General features: G+C 63.6%; 19 protein-coding genes. 4 read left to right on the plus strand and 15 right to left on the minus strand.

Going from position 1 to position 20,596, the window contains the following annotated elements; all coding sequences use genetic code 11:
- Positions 1-263: 263 nt before the first annotated feature.
- Positions 264-1,859, plus strand: a complete 1,596-nt coding sequence (locus ACTJLC_RS17120; protein ID WP_114163197.1) for an APC family permease — start codon at positions 264-266, stop codon at positions 1,857-1,859.
- A 94-nt stretch (positions 1,860-1,953) separates the two neighbouring features.
- On the opposite strand, the gene ACTJLC_RS17125 is transcribed toward ACTJLC_RS17120, so the two are convergent.
- From ACTJLC_RS17125 to ACTJLC_RS17155, 7 genes are all read right to left on the minus strand, one after another.
- Positions 1,954-2,739: a DODA-type extradiol aromatic ring-opening family dioxygenase gene (locus ACTJLC_RS17125; protein ID WP_440844664.1), complete on the minus strand. Its 786-nt coding sequence runs from the start codon at positions 2,737-2,739 to the stop codon at positions 1,954-1,956.
- 112 nt (positions 2,740-2,851) lie between these two features.
- Positions 2,852-3,448, minus strand: a complete 597-nt coding sequence (locus ACTJLC_RS17130; RefSeq protein WP_440844666.1) for a UbiX family flavin prenyltransferase — start codon at positions 3,446-3,448, stop codon at positions 2,852-2,854.
- Between the two features lie 28 nt (positions 3,449-3,476).
- Positions 3,477-3,788 carry a Grx4 family monothiol glutaredoxin gene (gene grxD, locus ACTJLC_RS17135; protein ID WP_073430989.1) on the minus strand — a complete coding sequence of 104 codons (312 nt, stop codon included), beginning with the start codon at positions 3,786-3,788 and terminating at the stop codon, positions 3,477-3,479.
- Positions 3,789-3,903: 115 nt separating this feature from the next.
- Complete coding sequence (gene prmC, locus ACTJLC_RS17140) at positions 3,904-4,779, minus strand: peptide chain release factor N(5)-glutamine methyltransferase (RefSeq protein ID WP_440844669.1); 876 nt, start codon at positions 4,777-4,779, stop codon at positions 3,904-3,906.
- 7 nt (positions 4,780-4,786) lie between these two features.
- Positions 4,787-5,869: a peptide chain release factor 1 gene (gene prfA / locus ACTJLC_RS17145; RefSeq protein ID WP_073430991.1), complete on the minus strand. Its 1,083-nt coding sequence runs from the start codon at positions 5,867-5,869 to the stop codon at positions 4,787-4,789.
- Between the two features lie 121 nt (positions 5,870-5,990).
- A complete protein-coding gene (gene hemA, locus ACTJLC_RS17150) occupies positions 5,991-7,277 on the minus strand; it encodes a glutamyl-tRNA reductase (RefSeq protein WP_440844671.1) in 1,287 nt (428 codons plus the stop codon).
- 62 nt (positions 7,278-7,339) lie between these two features.
- The gene (locus ACTJLC_RS17155) at positions 7,340-8,050 is read right to left on the minus strand and encodes a response regulator transcription factor (RefSeq protein ID WP_440844673.1); all 711 of its coding nucleotides are present in this window, start codon (positions 8,048-8,050) and stop codon (positions 7,340-7,342) included.
- Between the two features lie 204 nt (positions 8,051-8,254).
- Between ACTJLC_RS17155 and ACTJLC_RS17160 the strand changes: the two genes are divergently transcribed.
- Genes ACTJLC_RS17160 through ACTJLC_RS17170 form a run of 3 tightly spaced genes read left to right on the plus strand, consistent with a single transcriptional unit; the run spans position 8,255 to position 10,998 of the window.
- A complete protein-coding gene (locus tag ACTJLC_RS17160) occupies positions 8,255-8,509 on the plus strand; it encodes a hypothetical protein (RefSeq protein ID WP_073430994.1) in 255 nt (84 codons plus the stop codon).
- A 19-nt stretch (positions 8,510-8,528) separates the two neighbouring features.
- Positions 8,529-10,343 (plus strand): aminopeptidase P family protein, encoded by a 1,815-nt coding sequence (locus ACTJLC_RS17165; protein ID WP_440844675.1) that lies wholly within the window; start codon positions 8,529-8,531, stop codon positions 10,341-10,343.
- A 31-nt stretch (positions 10,344-10,374) separates the two neighbouring features.
- On the plus strand, positions 10,375-10,998 hold the full coding sequence (locus ACTJLC_RS17170) for an HAD family hydrolase (protein ID WP_440844677.1): 624 nt from the start codon (positions 10,375-10,377) through the stop codon (positions 10,996-10,998).
- Positions 10,999-11,075: 77 nt separating this feature from the next.
- Here ACTJLC_RS17170 and ACTJLC_RS17175 read toward each other — a convergent pair whose 3' ends face one another.
- The 8 genes from ACTJLC_RS17175 to ychF all read right to left on the minus strand — a co-directional run bounded on the left by ACTJLC_RS17175 (position 11,076) and on the right by ychF (position 20,522).
- Positions 11,076-12,200, minus strand: coding sequence for a DUF748 domain-containing protein (locus tag ACTJLC_RS17175; protein WP_310133378.1), 1,125 nt, complete (start codon positions 12,198-12,200; stop codon positions 11,076-11,078).
- A gap of 256 nt (positions 12,201-12,456) precedes the next feature.
- Complete coding sequence (gene ettA, locus ACTJLC_RS17180) at positions 12,457-14,124, minus strand: energy-dependent translational throttle protein EttA (RefSeq protein WP_073430998.1); 1,668 nt, start codon at positions 14,122-14,124, stop codon at positions 12,457-12,459.
- Positions 14,125-14,391: 267 nt separating this feature from the next.
- Positions 14,392-14,694, minus strand: coding sequence for a DUF3761 domain-containing protein (locus tag ACTJLC_RS17185; RefSeq protein WP_440844680.1), 303 nt, complete (start codon positions 14,692-14,694; stop codon positions 14,392-14,394).
- 46 nt (positions 14,695-14,740) lie between these two features.
- Positions 14,741-15,829, minus strand: coding sequence for a sn-glycerol-3-phosphate import ATP-binding protein UgpC (locus tag ACTJLC_RS17190; RefSeq protein ID WP_440844682.1), 1,089 nt, complete (start codon positions 15,827-15,829; stop codon positions 14,741-14,743).
- A 102-nt stretch (positions 15,830-15,931) separates the two neighbouring features.
- Positions 15,932-16,777, minus strand: coding sequence for a sn-glycerol-3-phosphate ABC transporter permease UgpE (ugpE, locus tag ACTJLC_RS17195; RefSeq protein WP_440844684.1), 846 nt, complete (start codon positions 16,775-16,777; stop codon positions 15,932-15,934).
- Positions 16,774-17,658, minus strand: a complete 885-nt coding sequence (ugpA, locus tag ACTJLC_RS17200) for a sn-glycerol-3-phosphate ABC transporter permease UgpA (RefSeq protein WP_114163188.1) — start codon at positions 17,656-17,658, stop codon at positions 16,774-16,776. The genes ugpE and ugpA overlap by 4 nt, the downstream gene beginning before the upstream one ends.
- A gap of 80 nt (positions 17,659-17,738) precedes the next feature.
- A complete protein-coding gene (ugpB, locus tag ACTJLC_RS17205; protein WP_114163187.1) occupies positions 17,739-19,064 on the minus strand; it encodes a sn-glycerol-3-phosphate ABC transporter substrate-binding protein UgpB in 1,326 nt (441 codons plus the stop codon).
- A gap of 363 nt (positions 19,065-19,427) precedes the next feature.
- Positions 19,428-20,522, minus strand: a complete 1,095-nt coding sequence (gene ychF / locus ACTJLC_RS17210; protein WP_073431004.1) for a redox-regulated ATPase YchF — start codon at positions 20,520-20,522, stop codon at positions 19,428-19,430.
- Positions 20,523-20,596 lie beyond the last annotated feature (74 nt).

Below are 20,596 nucleotides of genomic sequence, written 5' to 3' on the forward strand. Positions count from 1 at the left end.
CGATTTTGAGAGAAGGTCAACACTCTCGCCGCATCTTTACAAAATTTCGGTATGGCAAGGTGGGACGTCCTTACAAAGCTTTCCGTTTGTCTGATCTTTTTTGTCAGGGACAACCCTTGGTTTGGCTGCAGGCGGCGGGGGCAACCGTTAAACTACGCGCCCCGCACCGGTTGCGCCGGTTGCGCATGCATGCACGTCACCGTCCGCAGCGTCACAAGCGATGTCTCGCGGTGCCGACACATGGTTCTGATACAGGAGAGGATGTGAAAAGTTCTATACAACGGAACATCGGGCCGTTTGCGTTGCTGCTGACCGGCCTGGGTTCGATCATCGGCTCGGGCTGGCTATTCGGCGCGTGGAAAGCCGCCAAGATCGCCGGTCCTGCCGCCATTTGCGCATGGGTCATCGGGGCGGTCGTGATTCTCGCAATCGCGTTGACCTACGCCGAACTCGGCGCGATGTTTCCGGAATCGGGCGGCATGGTGCGCTACGCGCGCTATTCGCATGGCGCGCTCGTGGGTTTCATTAGCGCGTGGGCAAACTGGATCGCCATCGTCTCGGTGATTCCGATCGAGGCCGAGGCGTCCATTCAGTACATGAGCACCTGGCCCTATGCATGGGCGCAGGCGTTGTTCGTGAACGGGGAATTAACCACCGATGGGCTCCTGCTGTCCGCCGCGTTGGTGGTGATTTACTTCCTGTTGAATTACTGGGGCGTGAAGCTCTTCGCTCGCGCCAATTCGGCCATCACGATCTTCAAGTTCCTGATTCCGGGCGCGACGATTGTCGGCTTGATGATGGCGGGCTTCCACAAGGAAAACTTCGGCGAAGCGAGCACGTTCGCGCCGTACGGCTGGTCGGCGGTGCTGACCGCGGTGGCGACGAGCGGCATCGTGTTCGCGTTCAACGGTTTCCAGAGCCCGATCAATCTGGCCGGCGAGGCGCGCAATCCGAGCAAGAGCGTGCCGTTCGCGGTGATCGGCTCGATCCTGCTCGCGCTGGTCATCTACGTGCTGCTGCAGGTTGCGTATATCGGCGCGGTGAGCCCGAGCGACGTGATGAAGGGTTGGGGCCATTTCAACTTTGCTTCGCCGTTCGCCGAACTGGCGATCGCGCTGAACCTGAACTGGCTCGCCATCCTGCTCTACGTCGACGCGTTCGTCAGCCCGAGCGGCACCGGCACGACCTACATGGCGACCACGACCCGCATGATCTATGCGATGGAGCGCAACAACACCATGCCGAAGATGTTCGGCAATGTGCACCCGTTCTACGGCGTGCCGCGTCAGGCGATGTGGTTCAACCTGCTGGTGTCGTTCATTTTCCTGTTCTTCTTCCGCGGCTGGAGTTCGCTCGCGGCGGTGATTTCGGTCGCGACCGTGATTTCGTACCTGACCGGCCCGATCAGCCTGATGGCGCTGCGCCGCGCGGCGACCGACCTGGAGCGTCCGCTGCACATTGCGGGCATGCAGATCATTGCGCCGTTCGCCTTCGTGTGCGCGTCGTTGATCCTGTACTGGGCCCGGTGGCCGCTGACGGGCGAAATCATTCTGCTGATGGTCGTGGCGCTGCCGGTGTACTTCTACTTCCAGGCGAAGTCCGGTTTCGGCGGTTGGGGACGTGATCTGAAGGCGGCGTGGTGGCTCGTGGCCTACCTGCCGATCATGGCCGTGCTGTCGCTGATCGGCAGTAAGGAGTTCGGCGGTCTGGGCGTCTTGCCGTACGGCTGGGACATGCTCGTGGTAATCGCGTTCTCACTGGTGTTTTACTACTGGGGCGTGCGCAGCGGGTATCGCTCGGAGTACCTGGACGAGCGTGACATTCACGACGAGGTGCTCGAAGAGATGGCGGTGCATTAACAGGCCGCGATTCGATTGGTGTTGGCATTCGTATGGAAAAAACCCGCCTTGAGGTTGACTCTGGCGGGTTTTTTTATTGGCGTCACTTTTGACTTCACGCGCTGCCAAACACGTAATTCGTCATGGCGAGCGCACGCTGATAGGTGCCGAGCGATTGAATCGCCAGCGAATAATCGTCGTCGGCCGCGCCCAATGCGGCGAATACGGGCAGCAGATGCTCGTCGGTCGGATGCATCAGCGCCGCGTGCGGCGCCTGGCGACGGTAGTCGAGCAGCGCGTCGAGGTCGTGTGCCGCAAGCTTGTCCTCGAACCAGCCGGTGAATTCGGCGACGCGCGGGTCGGCGTCTTCGGGGCGCGCCGAAAAGTCGGCGGCGCGCAGGTTGTGCGTGATCTGGCCGGAGCCGATCACCATCACGCCTTCGTCTCTCAGCGCGCGCAGCGCACGGCCGATGCGGAAGTGATGCGCCGCGTTCATGTGCGGCTGGATCGACAATTGCGCGACCGGCACGTCGGCGTCTGGGAACATCAGCAGCATCGGCACCCATGCGCCGTGATCGAGGCCGTGTGGTTCGGTATCGGCGGCGATGTCGTTTTCACCGAGCAGCAGGGCGGCACGGCGCGCGACATCGGGCGCGCCCGGCGCCGGATACCGGATCTCATACAGCTGACGCGGAAAACCGTAGAAGTCGTGGATGGTTTCCGGCGCCGTGGACGTGCTTGCCACCGGCCGCGCCGTGCCCCAGTGAGCCGACAGCATCAGCACGGCTTCGGGACGCGGCAGTTGCGCGCCGAGCACGCCGAATTCGGCGGACGGCAGCGAGGGGTCGATCGGCAGCGTGGGCGCGCCGTGGGAAAGAAAAAGCGAAGGCAGGCGGTTCATGGTAGCAACGCAGCCGGGTGCGGCGGCGCGGAGATTGGATTGCTACCAATATAAGTCCGCACTGATCTTTGATAAACGGCGGAAAGCGGAATTGATTGCGTCGCAATCGTTACTAATCCGCGCCGTGCAATCCTTGCCACGCCGGCGACAAGGCTGGTCCGAGCGCGAACAGATCCAGCACGCGCGACACGGTGTGATCGACCATCTCGTCGATCGACTTGGGTTGGTTGTAAAAGGCGGGCAAGGGTGGAAAGATCACGCCGCCCATTTCGGTGACGGCCGTCATATTGCGCAGATGCGCGAGATTGAACGGCGTTTCCCGCACGAGGAGAACGAGCCGGCGGCGCTCCTTCAGCGTGACATCGGCGGCGCGCGTGATCAGATTGTCGGAAAAACCGTGCGCGATGCTCGCGAGCGTTTTCATCGAGCAGGGGGCGACCACCATGCCTTCTGTCGCGAACGAGCCGGATGCGATGCTCGCGCCCACGTCGCGCACCGAATGGACGACATCCGCGAGCGGATGCACGTCATCTCTGGACAACTGGAGTTCGTGCTGGATATTGAGCCAGCCAGCGCTGGAAATCAGCAGGTGGCTCTCGACGCCGCCCAGCTTGCGCAACGTCTCGAGCAAGCGGATGCCGTAGATGGCGCCGGTCGCACCGGTGATCGCGACGATCAGCCGGCGTGGCGCCGCAGTGGGTGTTTCCATGGCTCGCGGCGCCTTGTGGGGCAAAGGCTCAGGCCGCGGCAAACAATTGCTGCAGTTCGCCCGATTCGTACATTTCCATCATGATGTCCGAGCCGCCGATGAATTCGCCCTTCACGTAGAGCTGCGGAATGGTCGGCCAGTTCGAGAACTGCTTGATGCCCTGGCGGACTTCGTCGTCTTCGAGCACATTGACGGTCTTGAACTCGCCGACGCCGCACGCCTTCAGGATCTGGACGGCGCGGCCCGAAAAGCCGCACATCGGGAACTGAGCGTTGCCCTTCATGAAGAGCACGACGTTGTTCTCGTCGACGATTTGCTTGATGCGTTGTTGCGTATCCATGACTGACCTTGCGGTTCCGTGATGTGTGGGGAATAGGCTGAAATGATAGCGGATTTCGGTAAGACCAGCGGCGGGCCGCTTTATCCATGCACCGGATAAGGCTATCCGCGAAGCGTCAGCCGGGCCACCGTCCGCCGCTGATTCGCTCGATACCGGCAAGATCCCGCTCCGAGCGCACTTCCTCGAAATCGCGCGCTGACAGGAGCGCGCGAACGGCTTCGGCCTGATCGTAGCCGTGTTCGATCCACAATACGCCGTTGGCGCTCAAACGTGTGGGGGCGCCACCGATAATCGCGCGGATTGCGCTGAGGCCGTCGGCTTCGTCGGTGAGCGCGCCGCGCGGCTCGAAGCGCAAATCACCTTCCGACAGATGCGGATCGCCGCTCGCGATATACGGCGGATTGCTCACGATCACCTCGAAGCGCAGCGCGGCGTCGAGCGAGTCGTACCAGTCGCTTTGCTGCAATACCACGGCGCCGCCGGGACGGTTGGCACCGAGCAGGCGGGCGGCATTGCGGGTTGCCACCGCCAGCGCTTCCGAAGAACGGTCGAGCGCCCAAACGCGCGCGTCAGGTCGCATCGACGCAATCGCCACCGCGATAGCGCCCGTGCCGGTGCCGAGGTCGAGCACGCGCGGCCGCGGGAGCTTGTCCATCGCGCTCAGCGCGGTTTCTACAAGCAGTTCGGTTTCAGGACGCGGGATCAGCACGTCGGGCGTCACTTCGAACTCGAGCCCGAAGAATTCGCGTGCGCCGATCAGTTGCGCGACCGGCTCGCCGGCTACGCGACGCGCTTCCAGCGCCCGGTAACGCTCGACCAACGCGCCGGCGAGCGGTTCATCGCCGCGCGTAATCAATTGCGTATGCCGCCAGCCGAGCACGTGCGTGAGCAGAACCCGCGCTTCCAGCGGCGGCAGCGGCGAGGCGCGCAACAGCGCGGCGGGTGTAGCCGGGCTCATCCGCGGCTCGTCTGCTTTCGTCTGCTGACTCATTCGCGCTTCAATCCGCGTCGCCGAGCGAGGCCAGCAGTTCAGCCTGATGCTCGCTGACGAGAGCCGCGATCAGTTCACCGAGGTCGCCGTCCATGATCGCCTCCAGGCGATACAGCGTCAGATTGATCCGGTGATCCGTTAAACGCCCCTGCGGAAAGTTGTACGTGCGGATGCGTTCCGAGCGGTCGCCCGAGCCGATCAGGCTCTTGCGCGTGGCCGCTTCCTTCGCCTGCTGCTCGTGCGATTGCTTGTCCTTGATGCGCGCGGCGAGCACCTTCAGCGCGCGGTCCTTGTTCTTGTGCTGAGAGCGGTCGTCCTGGCATTCGACGACGATCCCCGTCGGCAAGTGCGTGACGCGCACCGCCGAATCGGTTTTGTTGATGTGCTGCCCGCCGGCGCCGGATGCACGGAACGTGTCGATGCGCAGATCGGCCGGATTGATCTCGACTTCGCCGATTTCGTCCGCTTCCGGCATCACCGCGACGGTGCAGGCCGACGTGTGGATGCGGCCTTGCGTTTCGGTCGCCGGCACGCGCTGCACGCGGTGGCCGCCCGACTCGAATTTGAGCTTCGAATACGCCGCTTCGCCGGCGATCCGCACGATCACCTCCTTATAGCCGCCGAGATCCGATTCGCTCGCCGACATCATCTCGACCTGCCAGCGATTACGTTCGGCAAAGCGAAGGTACATGCGCAGCAAGTCGCCCGCGAACAGCGCGGACTCGTCTCCGCCCGTGCCCGCACGGATTTCCAGGAAGATGTTGCGGTCGTCATTGGGATCTTTCGGCAGCAGCATTTTTTGCAGTTCGCCGCCGAGCGTGTCCATGCGTTCGCGGGCCGCGCGAATTTCTTCTTCGGCGAAATCGCGCATCGACGCGTCCGCCAGCAGTTCCTGGGCGGTCTCGGCGTCGTGCATGGCCTGGCGCCACAGCGCGTATTGCTCGACCACCGGCCCGAGCTCGGCGTGTTCGCGCGTGAGCTTGCGATATTGGTCGAGATTCGAGGTGATGTCCTCGCGGCTCAACAGATCGTTCAGTTCGGCCAGCCGGGTAGTGAGCTGGTCGAGCTTGCGTTGCATGCTCGTTTTCATCGGACGGGTATCGGAGCGGGCTCCGGCAAGGACGGCAACTAGGGAGTGGGCGGATGCCCGGGTAGAAGCACGTCACGGGCCACTTGCAAGTGGCGCGGACAGCGCGGCGATGATTGCGCCGCTAACGCTCGGAAGAACCCGAGTGTTTGTAGAAGCCGCTCATCAGTTCAATGAGCGTGTCACGGTTGTCGCTGCTCGCGCGATTGAGCGCGTGCGTGGGCCCGTGGATCAGCTTGTTGGTGAGCGCCTGTGACAGCGCCTCGAGCACGGCGGCCGGATCGTCGCCGCGCGCGAGCATCTTCTGCGCGCGTTCGACTTCCGCGCGGCGCAGCACGTCGGCCTGCGTATGCATGTGGCGAATCACCGGCACGATGCTGCGCGCGTCGAGCCATTGCATGAAATTCTGCACGCGCGTTTCGATGATCGCCTCGGCCTGCGCGACGGCAGCCTGGCGCGACGCATTGCCTTCGCGGACGATCGCGCCGAGGTCGTCGACGGTATACAGAAAGACGTCCTCGAGCTGGCCGACTTCGGGTTCGATATCGCGCGGAACGGCCAGATCGACCATGAAGATCGGCCGGTGACGGCGCGCTTTCACGGCCCGCTCGACCGCGCCCAAGCCGATGATCGGCAAGGTGGAAGCGGTGCACGACACGATGATGTCGAACTCATGCATCCGCGTGGGCAGTTCGGACAGGGGAATCGCCCGGCCGTTGAAGCGCTCCGCGAGCCGCGAGCCGCGCTCGGCGGTGCGGTTTGCGACCACCAGTTCGCGTGGCTGCTGCGCGGCGAAGTGCGTGGCGCACAACTCGATCATTTCGCCTGCGCCGATGAACAGCACGCGCTGATTCGACACCTTGTCGAAGATTCGCTGCGCGAGCCGCACGGCGGCAGCCGCCATGGAAACCGACTGGGCACCGATTTCGGTGGTGCTGCGCACTTCTTTCGCGACGGCGAACGTGCGCTGGAACAACTGGTTCAGGTAAGTGCCGAGCGCGCCGGCCTCGGAAGCAGTGCGTACCGCGTCCTTCATTTGCCCGACGATTTGCGTCTCGCCCAACACCATCGAATCGAGCCCCGATGCGACCCGAAAGGCATGCCGCACCGCTTCCGACTGCGGCAACGCATAGACGTGCGGCGCAAGTTCGTCGATAGGCAGATTGTGGTATTTCGAGAACCACTGGATCGCGGCTTCGCGCGCGGCGTGGTCGTCGGTTGCGCAATAGAGCTCGGTGCGATTACAGGTGGACAGAATCGCCGCTTCCGGTGCCGTGCGGGCCATGCGGCCGAGCCAGATGCTTTTGAAGGTGTCGAGTGCGGGCTTGATCTGTTCGAGCGGAAACGCCACGCGTTCGCGCAAGGCGACAGGCGCGGTGTGGTGATTGATTCCGATCGTTAGAAGCTGCATATGGGGGGCTATGGTTTAGCTGAATATTATAGCGTTTTCACCATTCTTACATTGAGCCCGCGTCATGCAGCTTCTGCGGCGGCCTCCGGCGGGAGCGCGTCGAGTTGATAGCCGTAGCCATATAGCGGCGTCAGGCAATAGCCGTGCTCGGGGCGTAACTGCAATTTGGTCCGCACGCGCGACGCATGCGTGTCGACGGTACGCGACCTTACGTCGCGCCGGCACGCCCAGACGGTTTCGAGGATATGCGCGCGCGATACAGGCCGCGACAGATTGTTGAAGAGCAGGCGCGCGAAGCGGAATTCCTTCGGCGTCAGCGTGACCGTCTGATCGCGGAACGTGACGCCCAGTTGCGCCGCGTCGAACGCGTAGCCGCCGATGACGTCGCGCCGCCGGTTGGGCGGGCGCCGCAGGCCGGCGCGCCGCAGCAGGGCGTCGACCCGCGCGAGCAGCTCCGGGCCGCTGACCGGTTTGCTGACGCAGTCGTCGGCGCCCGCGTGCAGCGCGGCTACGATCTGGCTTTCGCGCGGCGCCGACATCAGCACGATCACCGGCAAGCTGGGCAGGATGGCGCGGGCGCGGGCGATCACGTCTTCGGCGGAATGGTCGCCGGCCCAGCTTTCGGTGATGAGAAGGTCGAAGAATTCGTCCGCCGCGCGGCTCAGAAACGGTGTGCTCGCGGTGAAGTGCTGGCACACATGGCCGCCGGCGAAAATCAACTGGCCGACCAGTTTGGCGTGGCGCAGGTCCGGCTCGATGAGGGCGATTCGCATGGCGTGCTGTCAGCGTGGCAATCAGCAGGAACCAGGTTTTCTCGTAAGGCTTACAGCTTGCCTAACATCACCCCGACCCCTAAACTCAACCGCTATGCGGAAAGCGCCGTGCTGAACCTCTAGAGTTAATGAGACAAGAATGCTAGCTGTCCAGTCCCCCTGCGCCCATGAGATAAATCTGAAACTGCGCGAGACCCGCCGCTAATGGGTTGGCCCGGAATTGTGGTTCTGGGGTCGGCGATCGGCCTTGCGGGCTGGTGGCTGCATCCGCTGCGCCGTTCGAGCCGAACCCGATGGTGGGTGGCGCTCCTGACCGGACTGCTCGGCGCCGCTATCGCGCGCATGGCCGGCAACGTGACTGGTCTCTTCCATGACGGCGATCTGCTCGAGTGGCCGGTGTGTACCGGCATCGCGTTGATCGCCGTTGCCGTGACGGTCGGCTTGCTGTCCCGTCGATGAATATTTGCAGGTGACTCTGATGAATGCCCGACTCCCCGAAACCTCCCCCATCCCCGAACGGCTTGCCACACTTCGCAACGTCATGGCGCGCGAAGGCGTTGCCGCCTACCTGGTGCCGTCCGCTGATCCGCATTTGTCTGAATACTTACCGGGCCGTTGGCAGGGCCGGGAGTGGCTGTCGGGTTTCACCGGCTCGGCCGGTACGCTGATCGTGACCGCCGATTTCGCGGGCGTCTGGACCGACAGCCGCTATTGGGAGCAGGCCAATGCGCAACTGGCCGGCACCGGCGTCCAGTTGATGAAGATGACCGGCGGCCAGCAGACCGCCCCGCATTTCGAATGGCTCGCGCAGAACGTGGCGGCGGGCGCCACGGTCGGCGTGGACGGCGCGGTGCTCGGCGTGGCGGCGGCGCGCGCCTTGACCCAGGCGCTCACCGCGCACGGCGTGAAGCTGCGTACCGACGTCGACCTGTTCGACGCAATCTGGCCGCAGCGTCCGTCGCTGCCGGCCGACGCCGTGTTCGAGCACGCCGCGCCGCATGCGAGCGTCGCGCGTTCGGAAAAGCTCGCGCAGATTCGCCGCGCGATGGCGGAAAAGGGCGCGCAATGGCATTTCGTCTCCACGCTCGACGACCTCGCGTGGCTGCTCAACCTGCGCGGCGCCGACGTGAGCTACAACCCGGTGTTCGTGGCGCATGCGCTGATCGGCGTCGACCACGCGTCGCTCTTCGTCGCCGACGGCAAGGTGCCGCAGGCGTTGGCCGACGCGCTGGCGCGCGACGGTATCAGCGTCGAACCGTATGCCAAGGCGGCAAACGCGCTGGCCGCGCTGCCCGCCGGCAGCACGCTGCTGATCGATCCGCGCCGCATCACCTACGGTTCGCTCCAGTCGGTGCCGTCAACGGTAACGGTGGTCGAGGCGGTCAACCCGTCCACCTTTTTCAAGTCGCGCAAGACCGAGGCCGAAGCCGCCCACGTGCGCGAGACGATGGAGCAGGACGGCGCGGCGCTCGCCGAGTTTTTCACATGGTTCGAAGGCGCGTTGGGCCGCGAAACCATTACGGAACTGACCATCGACGAACGCCTCACGGCGGCTCGCGCGCGCCGTCCCGGCTTCGTGTCGCTGAGCTTCGCGACGATCGCGGGCTTCAACGCGAACGGCGCGATGCCGCACTATCGCGCCACCGAGGAATCGCATTCGGTGATCGAGGGCAACGGGCTGTTGTTGATCGATTCCGGCGCGCAGTATTTGAGCGGCACCACCGACATCACGCGAGTCGTGCCGATCGGCACCCTCAGCGCGGCACAGCGGCGCGATTTCACGATCGTGCTGAAAGGCACGATGGCTTTGTCGCGCGCGAAATTCCCGCGCGGCATCCGCTCGCCGATGCTCGACGCGATCGCCCGCGCGCCGATCTGGGAAGCCGGCGCCGACTACGGTCACGGCACCGGTCACGGCGTGGGTTACTTCCTCAACGTGCATGAAGGCCCGCAGGTGATTTCGCACTATGCGCCGGCCGAACCGTGGACCGCGATGGAAGAGGGCATGATCACGTCGGTCGAGCCGGGCATCTACCGTCCGGGCAAGTGGGGCGTACGGATCGAAAACCTCGTGCTGAACGTGCCCGCGGAACACACGGAGTTCGGCGACTTCCTCAAGTTCGAGACGCTCACGCTGTGCCCGATCGACACGCGTTGCCTCGATCTGGCGCTGCTGCGCGAGGACGAACGCGCATGGCTCAACGCGTACCACGAGATGGTGCGCAGGCGTTTGTGGCCGCACGTGTCGGGCGACGTCCGCGCATGGCTGGAACTGCGCACGCAACCCATCTGATCGCCGCAATTGCGTGGCTTACGGAGAGTGCATGGCAATCAAGGCAGTCGTGTTCGATTTCGGCGGCGTGCTGATCGACTGGAGCCCCGAGTATCTTTATCGTCAGCTGATTCCTGACGAAGCCGAGCGCCGCTGGTTTCTCACCCACGTTTGTTCGATGGACTGGGTGATCCGTCAGGATGGCGGCCAGCCGATCGTCGAGGCCACGAACGAATTGATCGCCAGGTTTCCCGATCACGAACCGCTGATCCGCGCGTTCTACGAGCGCTGGCACGAAATGGTCGCCGGCGTGCTGGAAGAGGGCGTCGCGATCATGGAAAAACTCGAAGCCGCCGACGTGCCGCTGTTCGGGCTGACGAACTGGTCGGCGGAGACGTTTCCGTATGCGTGGGAGCATTACCCTGCGCTGCGGCGGTTTCGCGACATCATCGTGTCGGGGCGGGTGGGGCTCGTGAAGCCCGATCCGGCGATCTTCGCGGCAATGCGTGAGCGGATCGAACTGCAATTGCCGGGCATCGAGCCCGGCGAACTCGTCTTCATCGACGACAACCAGAAGAATGCGGAAGCGGCAATCGCGCTCGGTTGGCATGGCGTGCATCACATCAGCGCTGCGCAAACCGAAGCGAAGCTGCGCGAGTTGGGGCTGCCGGTTTAAGCAGCGGTGTTGTTCAGGCGAAGCTGCGACGCAACGCGTTTGCGCTCTCGCCTCTATAAGCTTTGCGCCGGCTTCCACTACTGCCCCAGCAGATTCTTCAACGCGTTACCCAACCCTTTCACCGTTTCCCCCGCGCCTTTCGCGACGCCCTCGACGCTTACGCCCAACGCTTTGGCAAACCCGGCGGCAATGCGCGTCATCAGACTTTCCTGCACCGAGAACTTCGGGTCGCGCAGATTTCCATCCAGCACGAAATGCAGCGTGATGTCGTCGTTGCGCGCCTTGAGCGCCGCGACCGCCGCTTTCGTGGGAATCGACATGAAGGTGTCGAGCGGATTGCCGCTCTCGGCGAGTTGCAGACCGTGGACCGTCATCGTGCCGGGCGCGTGCAACTGGTCATTGCGCACCGTCGACTCGACGGTGAGATCGATCGTGCCGCCCGTCACTTGCGCCTTCGCGCCGGCCTTTTTCAGCAGGTACGGATCGAGCATCACCACATCGACGCCATGCAGTTTGCTGACGGTTTGCGAGTCCTTGTTCGCGACCTTGATCCAGCCGCCGAACGACACCGTGCCGGTATGCGCCGGGCCTTTGATCGACCCGGTGACGTCGACGCTGGTCGGTTCGCTGAGCGCCGGCAGATGCAGGTGATCGACGGTGGCATTGGCGTTGCTGACCGTCACTTTGAAAGCGGGCGGGCCGACCGTCATGTCGTGGAAATGGAAGTTGCCCTGCTCGAAGCGAATGTGATCGACCAGTTTTTCACGCGATGCCGGCGCGGCGCTGCGGCCGGCGTCGTCCTTGCCGTCGGCGTTGAGCGACTGGCGCAGATTCGGCAGCAAGCGGATCGTGCCGTCCTTGCTGCGCAACACCGCCATGTCGAAGCCGCGCACCACCACGCTGCGGATATGCATGCGCCGCGCGATCAGGTCGCGGATATCGGGCGTGAGGATGATTTCGTCGGCTCGGAGCGGATCGCCGGCGGGCCAACCGGGCGGCGCCTTGAGCAGAACGTGACTGAGATGAACGGAGGTCAGACCGACGCGGATGCTTTCCGCGCTGCCAAGCGGACCGAGCGCCGCGATCACACGTTCCTTGACTTCGCGCTGCGCGAATTGCAGCGCGCCGACCACGGCGACGATCAGCACCAGCAGCACACCGCCCATCGAAACGAGCCAGCGCTTGCCCTTGGACATCGCCATGCTTGCCTCCTCGTCACTGCGTCGTGCGGTGCGGCTGTGATCGTAACGGTTCGCGCATGCTCCAACTGACGCAACGGCGGCATTCCGCCTGAACCTGAGATCACGCCGTGGCGAGCAACGCGCGTGCCCCGCCGCCTGACAAAAAACGCCGACGAATGCCGGCGTGCAGCGGTGAGCGCAACAGCGGGCCACACGCCGGCCGCGCTCGAAAAAACGGCCCACCCGCCAACCGGCGAGCGGGCCGCGGCGTCAGGACTTAGCGTGCGATCGGCTTGTAACGCAGACGCTTCGGACGTGCAGCTTCTTCACCAAGGCGCGCGCGCTTGTCCGCTTCGTATTCCTGGTAATTGCCGTCGAAGAAGGTGACTTGCGAATCGCCTTCGAACGCGAGGATGTGCGTGGCGATGCGGTCGAGGAACCAGCGATCGTGCGAGATCACCAGCACCGAGCCGGCGAATTCCAGCAACGCATCTTCGAGCGCGCGCAGCGTTTCCACGTCGAGGTCGTTCGACGGTTCGTCCAGCAGCAGCACGTTGCCGCCCGCGATCAGCGTTTTCGCCAGATGCAGCCGGCCGCGCTCGCCGCCCGACAGATTGCCGACGATCTTCTGCTGGTCGCCGCCCTTGAAGTTGAAGCGGCCAATGTACGCGCGCGACGGCGTTTCGTACTTGCCGACCGTCAGCACGTCCGCGCCGCCGGAGATTTCCTCGAACACGGTCTTCGAGCCGTCGAGCGCGTCGCGGCTTTGGTCCACGTAGGCGAGCTTGACCGTCGGGCCTTGCACGATCTCGCCCGAATCCGGCTGTTCGCGGCCGGTGAGCATGCGGAACAGCGTCGACTTGCCGGCGCCGTTCGGCCCGATGATGCCGACGATCGCGCCGGCCGGAATCTTGAAGCTGACGTCATCGAGCAGCAGACGATCGCCATACGATTTGCTGACGTTCTTGAACTCGATCACTTCATTGCCGAGGCGGTCGCCGACCGGAATGAAGATTTCCTGCGTTTCATTGCGCTTCTGGTAGTCCTGGCTGTTCAGTTCCTCGAAGCGGGCGATACGCGCCTTCGACTTCGCCTGACGGCCCTTGGGGTTCTGGCGCACCCATTCCAGTTCCTTCTTGATCGCCTTCTGACGCGCCGATTCCGACGACTCTTCCTGCTTCAGGCGCTCTTCTTTCTGATCGAGCCAACTGCTGTAGTTGCCCTTCCACGGAATGCCGTGGCCGCGGTCGAGTTCGAGAATCCACTCGGCGGCGTTGTCGAGGAAGTAGCGATCGTGCGTCACGGCGACGACCGTGCCCGGAAAGCGCGTGAGGAACTGTTCGAGCCAATCGACCGATTCCGCGTCCAGGTGGTTGGTCGGCTCGTCGAGCAGCAGCATGTCCGGCTTTTCGAGCAGCAGCTTGCACAGCGCGACGCGGCGTTTTTCGCCGCCGGACAGATGCTCGATCTTCGCGTCCCACGGCGGCAGGCGCAGCGCGTCGGCGGCGATTTCGATCTGCTGGTCCGCGCTGCCGCCGTCGGTGGTCGCGAGAATCGCTTCGTACTTGGCCTGTTCGGCGGCGAGCGCGTCGAAGTCGGCGTCCGGTTCGGCGTAGGCCGCGTAGATTTCGTCGAGCTTCTTCTGCGCGTTGAACACGTCGCCGAGACCTTCCTCGACCGCTTCACGCACCGTCTTGTTCGGATCGAGCTGCGGCTCCTGCGGCAGATAGCCGATGTTGAGGTTCGGCATCGGCGTGGCTTCGCCTTCGATGTCCTTGTCCACACCGGCCATGATGCGGATCAGCGTCGACTTGCCCGAGCCGTTCAGACCGAGCAAGCCGATTTTCGCGCCGGGGAAAAACGACAGCGAGATGTCTTTCAGGATTTGACGCTTGGGCGGCACGATTTTGCCGACCCGGTTCATGGTGAAGACGTATTGGGCCATTTGCTTGCAATAGACGTTGACGACGCCGGCCGCATCGAGGGCGGGCTGCCGTGGGTGGATGGGTAATCGGTGTTAAGGCCGGGCAGTGTGCCCGACGCCGGCCGGCGCGGCATGGCGTGCGGCGTCGAACTTCGCGACGCCCCGCGCGCGGGCGGGTGGTTCAGGTGGCATTGTACTTCGCGGTGAGGGCGGGGCGGCAGGGTCGATTGCCGTGAGGTTGGCGCTGAGCGCGGTTCACGCGCCTTCGGCAAGGTCGAAGCGCGGAACTCAAAGCCAGTCCGCTACGCCGCCGTGCCGTGAACACGTGCCGCTGCGATGACGGCTAAAGCTGTACGTGCCGTCGCGGCAGCGCGCGGTGGCGCCTTGCGGCACCTTGCTGGACAGGGAGCGGGCCGGCGCGTGAACCGTGTTGCCGTCGCGGTTGGTATAGCTGTCGTGATTGCTGAGGTTGGATTCGTCGGGTGAGGTGCCGGGAGCGACGTAGGCAAACGCCGACGAGGCGCTGAACAGCAGGGCCACCGCGATGGCGGTGTAAGGACGGAAACGGCTAGCAGTGGTGATGCTTTTCATGGTCTCTTTGCATTTGTTCTTCTTTGCGTGTGCTTCTGGCGCTCGCTCAGTTCACCCGCCGTCCCGTCGACGGATCGAAGAAATGCAGATGCCGCGCGGGCAGCGCCACTTGCAGCGCCTCGCCTGCCGTGGGCCGATGCGCATGCGGCAAGCGCACCGTTACGTCGTGTTTGCCCCAGCGCCCGTGCGCGAGGTTATCCGCGCCGAGCAACTCGCAGGAATCGACGGTGAGCGTGGCATGCGGCGCATCCGCGTGACCCGGCGTCATGTGCTCGGGACGAATGCCGAGCGTCCATTCGCGTCCGTTGGCGAGTTCGCCGCCGATTGCAGCCGTGCCCGTCAGCGGCAGCTTCGGACCGTTGCCGGCGACTTCGAACGCCGAGCCGTCGTCGGACACGCGGCCTTCCAGCAGATTCATGCCCGGCGAGCCGATGAAGCCCGCGACGAACACCGTCGCCGGCCGTTCGTAGACTTCGGTCGGCGCGCCGATCTGCTCGGCGTGGCCCTTGTTCATCACGATCACACGTTGGGCCAAGGTCATCGCTTCGATCTGATCGTGCGTGACGTAAAGGCTGGTCGTGGCGAGCCGCGCATGCAGACGCTGGATTTCGAGGCGCATCTGCACGCGCAGGCGGGCGTCGAGATTGGACAGCGGTTCGTCGAAGAGAAACACCGCCGGCTCGCGCACGATCGCGCGGCCCATCGCGACGCGCTGCCGTTGTCCGCCGGAAAGCTCACGCGGCTTGCGTTGCAGCAGCGCTTCGAGTTCCAGAATCTGCGCGGCGGCCTGCACGCGCTGCGTGATCTGCGCCCGCTCGACGCCCGCGATCTTCAGCGCATAGCCCATGTTCTCGGCGACGCTCATATGCGGATACAGCGCGTAGTTCTGGAACACCATCGCGATGTTGCGATCCTTCGGCTCCAGTCGGTTGACCACTTTACCGGCGATCGAAATCTCGCCCTCGGAAATGCGTTCGAGTCCCGCCACCATCCGCAGCAACGTCGACTTGCCGCAGCCGGACGGGCCGACCATCACGACGAACTCGCCGTCCGCGACGTCCACGTCGATGCCGTGCAACACGAACTGTTTGCCGTCGTAGGTTTTTTTAACGCCTTGCAGAGTCAGTGCAGCCATGCTGTTTTAGCCTTTCGTTGCTTGCCGCGGCGTGCGCGGTGTTTTTCGCGTTTGTCATTGCGCGACCGACGTTCGTTCATGCGAGGCGCGGCTTACCGCGGCTCACTTTTCCGAGTCCACCAGGCCGCGCACGAACCAGCGCTGCATCGTCAGCACGACGGCGAGCGGCGGCAGCATTGCGAGCAGCGTCGCGGCCATCACGAGATGCCATTCGGTCGCGGTGTCGCCGGACGCGATCATGCTTTTGATGCCGACCACCGCCGTCGTGAGCGACTGCTGGCTCGTGATCAGGATCGGCCACAGGTACTGATTCCAGCCGTAGATGAAGGTGATGACGAAGAGCGCCGCCATGTTCGTTTTCGATAGCGGCAACACCACGTCCCAGAAGAAGCGCATGGGCCCGGCGCCGTCGATGCGCGCCGCTTCCATCAACTCGTCGGGCAGCGTCATGAAGAACTGGCGAAACAGAAAGGTGGCGGTGGCCGACGCGATCAGCGGCAAGGTCAAGCCGCTGTACGTGTTGCTCAACTGCATCGACGACACGACCTGCACGGTCGGGAAGATCCGCACTTCGACGGGCAGCATCAGCGTGATGAAGATCAGCCAGAACGCGAGATTGCGAAACGGGAAGCGGAAGAACACGATCGCGTAAGCCGAGATCATCGAGACAGCGATCTTGCCGATCGAAATCACCAGCGCCATCACGAGGCTGTTGAACAGCATGCGGCCGAACGGCGCCGCCGCATTGCCGCTGCCGCGGGCCCAGACGGTCGCGACGTTTTCGAGCAGATGCGAACTCGGCACGAGCGAGAGCGGCACGCTGAAAATCTCGCGCTCGCTCATCGTCGCGGCGCAGAACGCGACATACACGGGAAACACCACCAGCACGACGCCGAGCATCAGCACCGCATGACAGAAGAGGTCGAAACCGCGGCGGTTCTCGATCATGAGTATTGAACCCTGCGTTCGATGAAACGGAACTGCACGACGGTCAGCGCGACGACGATCACCATCAGGATCACCGACTGCGCGCCTGAACTGCCGATGTCGAGTCCCTGGAAGCCTTCGGCGAAAATCTTGTAGATCAGCGTGCGGGTCGATTGCGCGGGGCCGCCGCCGGTGGCCGCGTCGATCACGGGGAAGGTGTCGAAGAACGCGTAGGTGATGTTGATCACCAGCAGGAAGAAACTGGTCGGCGAAAGCAAGGGCAGCGCGATGCCGAAGAAACGCCGCACGGGTCCTGCGCCGTCGATCGCGGCGGCTTCGATCAGCGAGCGCGGAATCGCCTGCAGGCCGGCATAGAAGAATAGAAAGTTATAGCTGATCTGCTTCCAGACCGACGCGAGCACCACCAGAAACATCGCCTGGCTCGCATTCAACGCGTGATTCCAGACGATGCCGTACTTCGCCAGCGCATAGGTGACGAGGCCGATGCTCGGGTTGAACAGGAACGACCAAAGTACGGCGGCGATCGCGGGCGCGACCGCATACGGCCAGATCAACAGCGTCTGATAGGTCTTGGCGGCGCGCGTCACGCGGTCGGCGCAAACGGCCAGCAACAGCGAGATCAAAAGCCCGGACAGCGTGACGAGCGTGCAGAAAATCAGCGTCGTGTTGAACGACGACAGATAGAGCGGGTCGGCGAAGAGCTGCTTGAAGTTGGCGAGCCCGACGAATTCGCTCGACGTGCCGAACGCGTCCTGGCTTTGCGTGGATTGCCACAGCGCCTCGCCGGCCGGCCACAGAAAGAACAGCAGCGTGATCGCGAGTTGCGGCGCGACGAGCAGATAGGGCAGCAGGCTGGTGCCGAAGCTGGAGCGCTTTTCCATCGAAGGTGTCCTGGGTTCGACTTGCTGCCGGCAGGGTTCCGGCGCGAAGCACGCCGAAACCCTGCCGGCTGGCGCAGCGCTTAGCTGCCGGCTTTTTCGAAGCGGCGCAGCAGTTCGTTGCCGCGCGTGACGGCGGAGTCGAGCGCTTCTTGCGGCGTCTTTTTCTGTGCCCACACCTGTTCGAGTTCTTCGTCGATGACGGTGCGGATCTGCGGCATGTTGCCCAGACGCAAGCCCTTCGTGTACGGCAGCGGCGGCTTGTTGAGCATCTGTTTGATCGCGGTGTCGCTGCCCGGATTCTTCTCGTAGAAGCCTTGCTGCTGCGTCAATTGATACGCGGCGGTGGTGACCGGCAGATAGCCCGTGTCCTGGTGCCACTTCGCGGCGACCGGCGCCGACGACAGATACGCGAGGAACGCGGCCACGCCCTTGTACACGGCCGGATCCTTGCCCGCCAGGACCCACAAGCTCGCCCCGCCGATGATCGCGTTCTGCGGCGCGCCCTTCACGTTCGCGTCGTACGGCATCATGCCGGTGCCGAAGCTGAACTTCGCGTACTTCTTGATGGTGGCGAGCGAACCGGACGAGTTCGTGATGATCCCGCAGTCGCCGCTATAGAACTTCGAGATCGGTTCGTCCTTGCGGCCGACGTAGGTGAACGAGCCGTCCTTCTGCATGTTCTGCAGGAACTGGATGTGCGCGACCTGCACCGGCTTGTTGAATTCGAGCTGCGCGTCGGCGCCATCGAAACCGTTGTTCTTCGACGCGAACGGCGCGCCGTGCCAGGCGCTGTAGTTTTCAAGCTGAATCCAGCTTTGCCAGCCCGACGAGTATCCGCACGCCATGCCAGAGGCCTTCAACTTCTGCGCGTCCACCTGCAACTCGGCCCAGGTTTTCGGCGGCTGATTCGGATCGAGCCCGGCTTTCTTGAAGGCGTCCTTGTTGTAGTACAGCACCGGCGTCGAACTGTTGAAGGGCATCGAGATCAAGTGACCGGTTTTGGCGTCGCTGTAATAACTCGCGATGGTCGGCACGAAGGCTTTTTCATCGAGCGGCACGCCGGCTTGCCTGAACACGTCCGAGACCGGGATCACGGCTTTCTTCGCCTGCATCATGGTCGCGGTGCCGACTTCGTAGACCTGCAGAATGGCCGGCGCATTGCCGCTGCGATAGCCGGCGATGCCGGCGGCGAGCGTCTGGTCGTAGGTGCCCTTGAATACCGGCACGATCTTGTAGTCGCTTTGCGATGCGTTGAACGCGTTGGCGATGTCGTTCAGGCGTTCGCCCAGCGCGGCTTCCATGGCGTGCCAGAACTGGATTTCGGTGGCCGCGTGGGCGGCCTGGCTGACGCCGAGGCTCAGCACGGCAGCCACGGAAAGCGAACGGAACAGCGGCTTGCAACTCATCGATTTGTCTCCTTGGTCGACCAGCGTTAGCGCTTAGCGCTTAGTCTGGTCCCATGCAACATGCTTGCTGGGAACGGGGCGCGGATGAAACCGCGCGATTCTATTTGTGTTCGATGACAGTTCGGCGTCGGTGGCCGACGAGCGGCTCGTTGCTTCGATGGCGCCGAATGCCGCAATTTAACATCGGCCGCGATGAATCGGAAAGGGACGGTGTCGCGATGCCGCCGCGGCGCGGGTGCCCCGGCGCGGTGAAGAGCGACCAAAGAAAAAGCCCGCTTGGAGCGGGCTGAGCAGGCACTTCCGGGGGCTGCCTCGAACGGCGACGGCGCCAATACGACGTCCGCCGCGCGTTGAGACCAGACCTCAAACGTTGAACAGAAAATTCATCACGTCGCCGTCGTGCACGACGTATTCCTTGCCTTCAGCGCGCATCTTGCCCGCTTCCTTCGCGCCTTGCTCACCCTTATAGGTGATGAAGTCGTTAAAGGCGATGGTCTGCGCGCGAATGAAGCCGCGCTCGAAATCGGTGTGAATCGCGCCCGCGGCCTGCGGCGCGGTATCGCCCACATGAATCGTCCACGCGCGCACTTCCTTCACGCCGGCCGTGAAGTAGGTTTGCAGGCCGAGCAGCTTGAAGCCCGCGCGGATCACGCGGTTCAGGCCCGGCTCTTCCATGCCCATGTCGGCGAGGAACACTTCCATGTCCGCTTCCTCGAGGTCGGCGATTTCCGCTTCGATCGCCGCGCACACCGCCACCACCGGCGCGTTTTCCGTCGCCGCGAATTTCGTGACCGCGTCGAGGTGCGGGTTGTTATGGAAGCCGTCTTCCTTCACGTTGGCGACGTACATGGTCGGCTTGGCGGTGATCAGGCAGAACGGCTTGAGCGTCGCCTTTTCTTCGTCCGAGAGGTCGAGCGCGCGGACCGGCTTGGCCTGGTCGAGTTGCGCGCGGACCTTTTCGAGCACGGCGGCGTTCCTGGCCGCTTCCTTGTCGTTGCCCGACTTGGCGGCCTTCGAATAGCGCGCGAGCGCCTTTTCGACGGTTGCGAGGTCGGCCAGCGCCAGTTCGGTGTTGATCACCTCGATATCAGACAGCGGGTCGATCTTGTTCGCGACGTGAATCACGTTCTCGTCTTCGAAGCAGCGCACCACGTGCGTGATCGCATCGGTTTCGCGGATATTCGCGAGAAACTGGTTGCCGAGACCCTCGCCCTTGCTCGCACCGGCCACGAGACCGGCGATGTCGACGAATTCCACCACCGCCGGCAGGATGCGCTCCGGCTTGACGATTTCGGCGAGCGCCTTCAGGCGCGCGTCCGGCACTTCGACAATGCCGACGTTCGGTTCGATCGTGCAGAACGGATAGTTCTCGGCGGCGATGCCCGCCTTGGTCAGCGCATTGAACAGGGTGGACTTGCCGACGTTGGGCAAGCCGACGATGCCGCATTTGAGGCTCATGGAAATCCTTCAGTGATTCAGTAAATTGCGTGATGCGCTCGACGCTGTGTGCAGGATTCGAAAAGCCTTCGCGT

The sequence above is a fragment of the Paraburkholderia sp. 22099 genome, assembly GCF_052045835.1.
GTDB lineage: Bacteria > Pseudomonadota > Gammaproteobacteria > Burkholderiales > Burkholderiaceae > Paraburkholderia > Paraburkholderia terricola.

Bases quoted from the DNA above. Each gene is read 5' to 3' on its own strand.
- ugpE (WP_440844684.1), bottom strand. From the start codon at position 16,777: ATGATCGAGAACCGCCGCGGTTTCGACCTCTTCTGTCATGCGGTGCTG.
- prmC (WP_440844669.1), bottom strand. From the start codon at position 4,779: ATGAGTCAGCAGACGAAAGCAGACGAGCCGCGGATGAGCCCGGCTACA.
- ACTJLC_RS17160 (WP_073430994.1), top strand. From the start codon at position 8,255: ATGGGTTGGCCCGGAATTGTGGTTCTGGGGTCGGCGATCGGCCTTGCG.
- ACTJLC_RS17175 (WP_310133378.1), bottom strand. From the start codon at position 12,200: ATGGCGATGTCCAAGGGCAAGCGCTGGCTCGTTTCGATGGGCGGTGTG.
- ettA (WP_073430998.1), bottom strand. From the start codon at position 14,124: ATGGCCCAATACGTCTTCACCATGAACCGGGTCGGCAAAATCGTGCCG.
- ychF (WP_073431004.1), bottom strand. From the start codon at position 20,522: ATGAGCCTCAAATGCGGCATCGTCGGCTTGCCCAACGTCGGCAAGTCC.
- ACTJLC_RS17125 (WP_440844664.1), bottom strand. From the start codon at position 2,739: ATGAACCGCCTGCCTTCGCTTTTTCTTTCCCACGGCGCGCCCACGCTG.
- hemA (WP_440844671.1), bottom strand. From the start codon at position 7,277: ATGCAGCTTCTAACGATCGGAATCAATCACCACACCGCGCCTGTCGCC.
- ugpB (WP_114163187.1), bottom strand. From the start codon at position 19,064: ATGAGTTGCAAGCCGCTGTTCCGTTCGCTTTCCGTGGCTGCCGTGCTG.
- grxD (WP_073430989.1), bottom strand. From the start codon at position 3,788: ATGGATACGCAACAACGCATCAAGCAAATCGTCGACGAGAACAACGTC.
- ACTJLC_RS17165 (WP_440844675.1), top strand. From the start codon at position 8,529: ATGAATGCCCGACTCCCCGAAACCTCCCCCATCCCCGAACGGCTTGCC.
- ugpA (WP_114163188.1), bottom strand. From the start codon at position 17,658: ATGGAAAAGCGCTCCAGCTTCGGCACCAGCCTGCTGCCCTATCTGCTC.
- ACTJLC_RS17190 (WP_440844682.1), bottom strand. From the start codon at position 15,829: ATGGCTGCACTGACTCTGCAAGGCGTTAAAAAAACCTACGACGGCAAA.
- ACTJLC_RS17155 (WP_440844673.1), bottom strand. From the start codon at position 8,050: ATGCGAATCGCCCTCATCGAGCCGGACCTGCGCCACGCCAAACTGGTC.
- ACTJLC_RS17170 (WP_440844677.1), top strand. From the start codon at position 10,375: ATGGCAATCAAGGCAGTCGTGTTCGATTTCGGCGGCGTGCTGATCGAC.
- ACTJLC_RS17130 (WP_440844666.1), bottom strand. From the start codon at position 3,448: ATGGAAACACCCACTGCGGCGCCACGCCGGCTGATCGTCGCGATCACC.
- prfA (WP_073430991.1), bottom strand. From the start codon at position 5,869: ATGAAAACGAGCATGCAACGCAAGCTCGACCAGCTCACTACCCGGCTG.
- ACTJLC_RS17185 (WP_440844680.1), bottom strand. From the start codon at position 14,694: ATGAAAAGCATCACCACTGCTAGCCGTTTCCGTCCTTACACCGCCATC.